Origin of the sequence: Streptomyces flaveolus (genome assembly GCF_044765825.1) — a bacterium.
GTDB lineage: Bacteria > Actinomycetota > Actinomycetes > Streptomycetales > Streptomycetaceae > Streptomyces > Streptomyces flaveolus.
In genome coordinates this window covers 488,164-494,420 of record NZ_JBIWKU010000003.1, presented here as the reverse complement: position 1 = coordinate 494,420, position 6,257 = coordinate 488,164, and the positions used below count along the sequence as shown (strand labels likewise).

The following is a 6,257-nucleotide window of genomic DNA, read 5'->3' as shown; positions in this document are numbered from 1 at the left end:
GGTTCCTGCCCCCCGAGTGGGCCGCCGCGGCGGCATTGGTGGGGGGGGGGGCGGGGGGCGGGGGGGGGGGGGGGGGCGCCGCCCGGGGGGGCCCCCCCCCCCCGGGGGGCCCGGGCCCCCCCCCGCCCGCGGGGCCCCCGTGGCATGACGGCGACTCCCCGGGCGACGGCGCACACGCGGGGGCGGCGCCCGGCAGGGTCAAAATTTCCAAAAGAACGTCAAGTGATCTCAAAAATCAAGGCGTTCCCGACGCACCGAGTACACGACGAATCCCGCACCGAGACCGAGACAGGCGGTGCCGCCGATGACGTACGGCGTGCTGTCGAAGGTTCCGGTGTCGGCCAGCCGGGCGCTCTCCTCGCCGGCGGCCGCCGTGTCCGTCGACACGACTCTGGCCTGCTCGGTGATCTGCGGGGACGGGCTCGTGGAGGCGGTGCCCGCGGCCTGGGTCCCGGGTGTCGCGTTCGCGGACGGGACGAACCACAGGGCGCACAGCAGGCCCCCCGCGGCGGCGGCGGTCAGCAACGGACGGCGAGCGGATGACACGGAATATCGATCCCCTTGTGGCGCTGGCGAATTGGCCGTGTGGGCAGATGTTAGTGAAAGGCGCGGGTCACAGGAAAGTCACGGGAGCGGTCGGTCGTACTCTCCGGGCATGAGCACTCCAGAGACATCACGTTTTGTGCGGCTTCGCGTGGACCTCGTGCTGGCGATCGACGACGAGGAGGCGGTCACCGGCGCCGCGCTGCAGACCCTCGCGGACGACTCCACGCTGCCCGACGCGGAACGGGCGCACGCCGAGCGCGCTGTGACCGAGGACACCGCCGAGGCCCTGGCCTATCTCGTGGATCCGTTCGACCTGGTCAGCGCGGTGCCCGGGATCGAACTCCAGCAGGCCTCCTGGAGCAGTGAGCAGATCGACTACGACCCCGACTCGCCCGATTGGGACGTGGACGAGGATGATGGCGGCCAAGACGATCCGGAAGACGGGGAATCGGCGGCCGGCTGACGCGCCGTGGGGAAAATCGTGGCCCCCGGCGGCAACCGCCGTCAGGGGTTTCGCCGTCTCAAGGGGCGCACCGACCGGCCCCCGCACCATCACCGCCCCGAGGCGGAGTGGTATGTCCCACACCGGCTGACGATATGGAACGGGACGAACCGGTCGTAGCGTTGAACGTCTTGACGGGGGAGCTCGGGGTTTCGGGAATCGGCAACGATGGAGAAGCGTGTGATGACGGACGGTAAGCGGCGCAAGGGCCTGGCGGCCGCGTCCGCACTGCTCGGCGGTGTGCTGGTGCTCTCGGCATGTTCCAGCAATGACGCCGACGCCTCCGGGGGTGACGGCAACACCTCGCAGGCGCAGGTCGACGAGGCGGCAGCCAAGAAGACCTCCGAGGCCCAGATCAAGATCACGCCTGAGAACGGCTCGGACAACGCCTCCATCAACAACTCGGCCACCGTCACCGTGAGCAAGGGCACGCTCACGGAGGTCAAGATGACCACGACGGACGGCACCGAGGTCAAGGGCGAGATATCCGCCGACAGGACGAGCTGGAAGCCCAGCGCCCAGCTGGAGCGGGCCACCACCTACAGGCTGACGGCGACCGCCCAGGACTCCGAGGGCCGCGCCGCCCACGAGAACTCCTCGTTCACCACGGTCTCCAAGAGCAACAGCTTCATCGGCACCTTCACCCCGGACGACGGCAAGACCGTCGGCGTCGGCATGCCCGTGTCGATCAACTTCGACAAGGAGATCACCAACAAGGCCGCCGTCCAGAAGGCGATCACCGTCAACACCACCAGCGGCCAGGAAGTCGCCTGCCACTGGTTCAGCACCCAGCGCATGGACTGCCGCCCCGAGAACTACTGGCAGGAGGGTTCCACCGTCACCCTCAAGCTGGCGCTCGACGGTGTCGAGGGCGCCGACGGCGTCTACGGCGTCCAGCAGAAGACGGTCACCTTCAAGATCGGCCGCAACCAGGTCTCGTACGTCGACGCGAAGACCAAGCAGATGAAGGTCACGCAGGACGGCAAGACCATCCGCACCATCCCGATCTCCGCGGGCTCGCCCGACAACAAGACCTACGAGGGCCAGATGGTGATCTCCGAGAAGTACAAGGAGACCCGGATGGACGGCTCGACCGTCGGCTTCACCGACGACGACGGCAAGGGCGAGTACGACATCAAGGACGTGCCGCACGCCATGCGTCTGAGCACCTCCGGCACCTTCATCCACGGCAACTACTGGGGCAAGGGCATCTTCGGCAGCGCCAACACCAGCCACGGCTGCGTGGGCCTGGAGGACGCCAAGGGCGCCGGCGACCCGAACACGCCGGGCGCCTGGTTCTACAACAACTCCATCGTCGGTGACGTGGTCGTCGTCCAGAACACCGGCGACAAGACCGTCGCCCCGGACAACGGCCTCAACGGCTGGAACATGGACTGGGCCCAGTGGAAGGCGGGTTCGGCGGTCTGACGCCGAACCTCCCGCGGCTCACCGCGACTTCACGGCGGACGCCCGTCGCCCCTCACCGGGGGCGGCGGGCGTCCGCCGTTGCCCCCGCTTCTCATCCTCCTTTTACGCGGGCCTTATCCCTTCATCACGGGCCGTCCCTACCTTGCGGCCATGTTCTTCACCTACCTGAGGCGCGAGCTGCGCCGCCGCAGAAAGGCGGCCCTCGTCGTCGCCTCCGGCCTGGCGCTGGGCATCGCGCTGGTCATCGTCGTCGACTCCGTCTCCTCCGGCATGGGCAGGGCTCAGGACAAGGTCCTGCAGTCCCTGTACGGCCTGGGCACGGACATGACGGTCACCAAGGCCGCGTCGCCCGCCCCCAGCACCTCCGACCGGCCGCGCTTCCGCTTCGACGCGCAGGACGACGGCTCCGAGGCGGAGCAGAGCACCGACCGCGTCATGGTGCAGGGCCTGCAGACACTGGCGAGTTCGACCGTCGGCAAGGTCGCCGGGCAGAGCGGCGTCGCGGACGCGGTGGGCGGGCTGAGCCTGCAAGTCGTCAAGGTCAGCGGACAGTTCACGCGCGGTCAGTTCCAGCAGGACGGCTCGGGCGGCGGCCAGGGCCAGGGGCGGGGCGGCGGGCCGGGCGCCCAGCAGGCCCCCGAGGGCCGCGTCCAGGGCGGCGGCGCGGACTTCGACGTCAACAGCTACTCCGTCTACGGCACCGACGTCACCGAGCCCGCGCTCGGCCCGCTGACCTCCTCCTCGATCACCAGCGGCCGTACCTTCAAGACGTCGGAGACCGACGCCGAGGTCGCCGTCGCCGACGCGGCGTACGCCAAGGAGAAGAAGCTCAAGACCGGCTCCACGGTCACCATCAAGAGCACGAAGTTCCAGGTCGTCGGCATCGCCACGGCCGACAGCGGCGACGCGGCGGCCGACCTCTACGTGCCCCTGGCGCAGGCCCAGACGCTGGGTGACGCCAAGGACAAGGTCACCACGATCTACGTCAAGGCGACCGACTCGCAGAAGATCGACGGCGTCAAGTCCGCGATCCAGAAGAACATCTCGGGTACCACGGTCACCACCTCCGCCGACCTCGCCGACACCGTCTCCGGCTCCCTGTCCACCGCCTCCTCCCTCGCCGCCGGCGTCGGCAAGTGGCTCTCCGTCGTGGTGCTGGCCGCCGCGTTCCTCGTCGCCGGCCTGCTCACCTCCTCGGCGGTCTCCCGCCGGGTGCGCGAGTTCGGCACGCTCAAGGCGCTGGGCTGGCGCTCGGGCCGGGTGACCCGGCAGGTGGTCGGCGAGGCCGTCGTCAACGGCCTGGTCGGCGGCGTCCTCGGCATCGCGCTCGGCCTGGCGGGCGCGTACGCCGTCACCACGGTCAGCCCGACGCTCGAGGCCCAGCTCGGCGGCGGCACCAGCGTCGGCGGCGGCTTCGGCGGTGGCGGCGGCATGGGCGGCCCCGGCCGGCAGACCGCCGCGAAGACCCTGGACATCGCCCTCACCGCGCCCGTCAGCCTCACCACCATCGCCCTCGCGGTCGCCCTCGCCGTGGCCGGCGGACTCGTCGCGGGCGGCTTCGGCGGCTGGCGCGCCTCCCGGCTGCGCCCCGCGGACGCCCTGCGCCGCGTCGAGTAGCGCCAACCTCCACACCCTTCCCAGGAGTTGCACCATGTACGAACTCAGCGGCGTCACCAAGCGCTACACCCGCGGCAAGGACACCGTGCACGCCCTCGACGGTGTCGACCTGACCATCGCCGACGGCGACCGGCTCGTCATCCAGGGCCCCACCGGCGGCGGCAAGTCCACCCTGCTGCAGATGCTGGGCGCCCTGGACCGGCCCACCTCGGGCGAGATCGTCCTCGACGGCACCGACCTGGCCGAGCTGCCCGAGGCCCGGCTGACCCGGGTGCGCAGCGAGAGCATCGGCTTCGTCTTCCAGTCCTTCAACCTCATACCGACCCTGACCGCGCAGGAGAACGTCGAGACCGCGCTGGTCCCGCTCGGCGTCAAGGCGAAGGAGCGGCGCGAGAAGGCCGCCGAGGCGCTGGCGTCCGTCGGGCTCGGTGAGCGGCTCGGCCATCTGCCCGGCGAGATGTCGGGCGGTCAGCAGCAGCGGGTCGCCATCGCCCGTGCCCTGGTCAAGCAGCCGAAGGTGCTGCTCGCCGACGAACCCACCGGAAACCTCGACGAGTCGACGCGCGACGAGATCATGGACGTACTCGACCGCATGTGGAGGGAGCTGGGGCTCACCTTCGTGATGGTCACCCACGACTCGGCGATCGCGAAGAAGGCCCCGCGCCTGGCGACGATCCGCAAGGGGCGGATCAGCATCAGGGAGAACGCCTCCGCGTGAGCCCCGGCCGTCACGGCCGGGCGAAGGCCCCCGCCGCCGCGGCCAGCGTGGCCGTGGCGGCGGCCTGTTCGGGCAGCCGCGGGTCGGGAGCGGCCCGCAGCAGCACCAGTTGGTGGTAGAGCGGCGCGGTCGAGGCGACCAGCAGGCGCCGGGCGTCGGTGTCCGGCGGGAGTTCGCCGCGCCGCACGGCACGCTCCACGACGGCCTCGCACCGCGTGTACCGGTCCTCCCACAGCCGCTGCTGGGCCCGGGCGGCCTGCTCGGAGCGGAACGAGGCGGCGATCAGGGCCGCGGCGACCGACGGCCGGGCGACCAGGGACTCCTGGATCTCGGCGTTGAGCGCCGTCAGGTCGCCCCGCAGGGATCCGGTGTCCGGGGGCTGCCAGTCGTCCTCGCCCGCGGCGTCCAGGACGTCGGCGAGCAGGCCGCCGACATCCCGCCAGCGCCGGTAGACCGTGGTGCGGTGCACGCCCGCGCGGGCCGCGACGCCCTCCGGCGTGAGCCCTTCGAAACCGTGGTCACCGAGTTCGGCGCACACCGCGGCGATCACCTGGGCCCGGACACGGGCGGTACGGCCCCCGGGCCGGCGCGCGCCCGGGGCGGAGGGCGCGCCGTCGGTGCGCCGGTCGTCGGGGTCGTCGCCGGTGGGGCGGGCGCGGTCCGGCCGAGGGCCCGGCGGGTCGGTCATGGGAAATCCCGATTGCTCATGGACGTGGGGACGTGGCAGCATCCTAATGCATCAGTCGTCGCATTAATGGAGCCGAAATTCCGATGCCACTCGTCCCCGCCGATCCGACCGTGCTCCATCCGATGCCCGGGCAGCCGCGCGTCGTGCAGCTCAAGCCGCTGGTGAAGTCGCCGCTCATCGAGGTGGGGGAGTACTCCTACTACGACGACCCGGACGACCCGACCGCGTTCGAGACCCGCAACGTGCTCTACCACTACGGCCCGGAGAAGCTGGTCATCGGCAAATTCTGCGCCCTGGGCACCGGCGTGCGCTTCCTCATGAACGGCGCCAACCACCGCATGGACGGCCCCTCCACCTTCCCCTTCCCCACCCTGGGCGGCTCCTGGGCCGACCACTTCGACCTGCTCACCGGCCTGCCCGGCCGCGGGGACACCGTCGTCGGCAACGACGTCTGGTTCGGCCACGGCGCCACCGTGCTGCCCGGCGTGCGGATCGGGCACGGCGCGATCATCGGCACCGGCGCGGTGGTCACCTCGGACGTGCCCGACTACGGCATCGTCGCCGGCAACCCCGCCCGGCTGATCCGCACCCGCTACGACGCGGCCGACACCGCCCGGCTGCTCGCGGTGGCCTGGTGGGACTGGCCCGTCGAGCACCTCACCGAGCACATTCGCACGATCATGTCGGGCACCGTCGCCGAGCTGGAGGCCGCGGCCCCGTGACACCGGCCAGGCCCCGTGAACCCGGCCGGACCCCCG

Annotated in this window: 7 protein-coding genes; 5 read left to right on the top strand and 2 right to left on the bottom strand. The window is 71.2% G+C overall.

Annotation, left to right across the window (positions count from 1 at the left end; all coding sequences use genetic code 11):
• Nucleotides 1-228: 228 nt before the first annotated feature.
• Nucleotides 229-546 (bottom strand): hypothetical protein, encoded by a 318-nt coding sequence (locus ACIRG6_RS11765; protein ID WP_403322244.1) that lies wholly within the window; start codon nucleotides 544-546, stop codon nucleotides 229-231.
• Between the two features lie 109 nt (nucleotides 547-655).
• Here ACIRG6_RS11765 and ACIRG6_RS11760 point away from each other — a divergent pair, with 109 nt between their 5' ends.
• From ACIRG6_RS11760 to ACIRG6_RS11745, 4 genes are all read left to right on the top strand, one after another.
• Nucleotides 656-1,009 (top strand): hypothetical protein, encoded by a 354-nt coding sequence (locus tag ACIRG6_RS11760; RefSeq protein WP_350714227.1) that lies wholly within the window; start codon nucleotides 656-658, stop codon nucleotides 1,007-1,009.
• 222 nt (nucleotides 1,010-1,231) lie between these two features.
• Nucleotides 1,232-2,476, top strand: a complete 1,245-nt coding sequence (locus ACIRG6_RS11755; RefSeq protein WP_364676185.1) for a L,D-transpeptidase — start codon at nucleotides 1,232-1,234, stop codon at nucleotides 2,474-2,476.
• A gap of 150 nt (nucleotides 2,477-2,626) precedes the next feature.
• Complete coding sequence (locus ACIRG6_RS11750; protein WP_403322242.1) at nucleotides 2,627-4,093, top strand: ABC transporter permease; 1,467 nt, start codon at nucleotides 2,627-2,629, stop codon at nucleotides 4,091-4,093.
• Between the two features lie 34 nt (nucleotides 4,094-4,127).
• A complete protein-coding gene (locus ACIRG6_RS11745) occupies nucleotides 4,128-4,811 on the top strand; it encodes an ABC transporter ATP-binding protein (protein WP_318214192.1) in 684 nt (227 codons plus the stop codon).
• A 10-nt stretch (nucleotides 4,812-4,821) separates the two neighbouring features.
• Here the strand turns inward: ACIRG6_RS11745 and ACIRG6_RS11740 are convergent, their stop codons facing one another.
• Nucleotides 4,822-5,499 (bottom strand): TetR/AcrR family transcriptional regulator, encoded by a 678-nt coding sequence (locus tag ACIRG6_RS11740; protein ID WP_364676178.1) that lies wholly within the window; start codon nucleotides 5,497-5,499, stop codon nucleotides 4,822-4,824.
• Between the two features lie 83 nt (nucleotides 5,500-5,582).
• Here ACIRG6_RS11740 and ACIRG6_RS11735 point away from each other — a divergent pair, with 83 nt between their 5' ends.
• Nucleotides 5,583-6,221 carry a CatB-related O-acetyltransferase gene (locus tag ACIRG6_RS11735; RefSeq protein ID WP_364676175.1) on the top strand — a complete coding sequence of 213 codons (639 nt, stop codon included), beginning with the start codon at nucleotides 5,583-5,585 and terminating at the stop codon, nucleotides 6,219-6,221.
• Nucleotides 6,222-6,257: the final 36 nt, after the last annotated feature.